The following is a 1,685-nucleotide window of genomic DNA, read 5'->3' on the forward strand; positions in this document are numbered from 1 at the left end:
CTGAGCCTGTGCCTCCTCTTCCGGCACGCCGGGGAGTCCGCGGTGGACGTACATGACGTCGGCGTCCGAGCCGTAGCCGATCTCCCGGCCGCCCTGACGGCCCATCGCAACCACCAGCACATGGGTCTTCAGCGGTTCCCCGGCGGTGATGATCGTCTCCGCCACGCGCAGCGCCCCCAGGACGGCGGCCCGGTCCGTGTCGGCGAGGGCTTCCCCCACCTGGTCCTGGTCCAGCAGCCCGGCGCTGTCCGCGATGGCGACCCGGAGGATTTCCCGGCGCCGGATCAGCCGGATCAGCCGCATGGCGCTCTCCGGGTCCGCGTGCCGGGACATCTTCGAGGTGATTTCAAGCCATTGGGATTCGAAGCTGAGCGGCACCAGTTCCTTATCCGTGCCCAGCCACGCCACTGATTCGGGCGAAACCTCCAGCAGGTCCGCGATCAGCCGGGAGTTGGCGAGCACGTGGCAGAGCCGCTCGGCTGCGGCCGTCGAATCCCGGAGCATGCCCAGGTACCAGTGCGTTGTGCCGAGGGCCTCGCTGACCCGCCGGAACGCGAGCAGCCCGGCGTCGGGGTCCACGCCGTCGGCGAGCCAGTCCAGCAGGATGGGCAGGAGCTGGCGCTGGAGTGCCGCGCGCCGGCTCACGCCGGCGGTGAGGGCCTCGATGTGCCGCATGGCGCCGGGGGGATCGAGGTAACCGAGGGCGGCGAGGCGGCCCTGGGCGGCTTCCGGGGTCAGGCGTGCCTCTTCGCTGCTCAGGGTGGCGACTGTGTTGAGCAGGGGGCGGTAGAAGATTCGTTCGTGGAGTTCCCGCACGGAGCGCTTGGTTTTTCGCCATGCGGCGACCAGGGCGTCCGGCTTGGGCCGCTCGGCGGAGAACGGTCCCAGGACCGCCTTGGCGAGGGAACGCAAAGACGCTTCGTTCACCGGCATGAGGTGCGTCCGGCGCAGCTGGAACAGCTGGATCCGGTGTTCGAGCAGCCGCAGGTAGCGGTAGTCGCGGTCGAACTCCGCGGCGTCGGAACGGCCGATATACCCGCCGGCGGAGAGCGCGGCGATGGCCGACGTGGTGTCCCGGCAGCGCAAGGATTCATCCGACTTGCCGTGCACGAGCTGCAGCAGCTGGACGGTGAATTCGACGTCGCGCAGCCCGCCGCGGGGAGCTGGTAGCCCTCCTCGATGCCCTTGAGGCCGGCGCCGAGCAGCACGGCGTAGGCCAGGTAGGGGTTGGCGGCGGAGTCGATGCCACGGTATTCGATCCGCGCGGACTGGCCCTTGCCGGGCTTGTACAGCGGGACGCGGACCAGGGCGGAGCGGTTGTTGTGGCCCCAGCTCAGGTAGCTCGGCGCCTCTCCCCCGCCCCAGAGCCGCTTGTAGGAGTTGACGAACTGGTTGGTCACGGCCGTGAATTCGGGGGCGTGCTTGAGGATGCCGGCGATGAACTGGCGCGCCGTCTCGGAAAGCTGGAACTCGGAACCGGCCTCGTAGAAGGCGTTGGTGTCCCCTTCGAAGAGGGAAAAGTGGGTGTGCATGCCGGAACCCGGGTGGGCGGTGAAGGGCTTGGGCATGAAGGTGGCATAGGTGCCCTGCTGCAGCGCGACTTCCTTGATGACCGTGCGGAACGTCATGATGTTATCCGCGGTCTGCAGGGCGTCGGCGTAGCGCAGGTCGATTTCGTTCTGGCC

2 pseudogenes are annotated in these 1,685 nt (G+C 68.7%); both read right to left on the reverse strand.

Annotated elements, in window-relative coordinates:
- Positions 1–1,110 (reverse strand): annotated as a pseudogene (locus LQV45_RS30415) (bifunctional glutamine-synthetase adenylyltransferase/deadenyltransferase); the annotation flags it as partial.
- Between the two features lie 41 nt (positions 1,111–1,151).
- Positions 1,152–1,685: pseudogene (locus tag LQV45_RS30420) on the reverse strand (glutamine synthetase family protein); the annotation flags it as partial.

This window comes from Microbacterium sp. Bi128 (assembly GCF_918698205.1).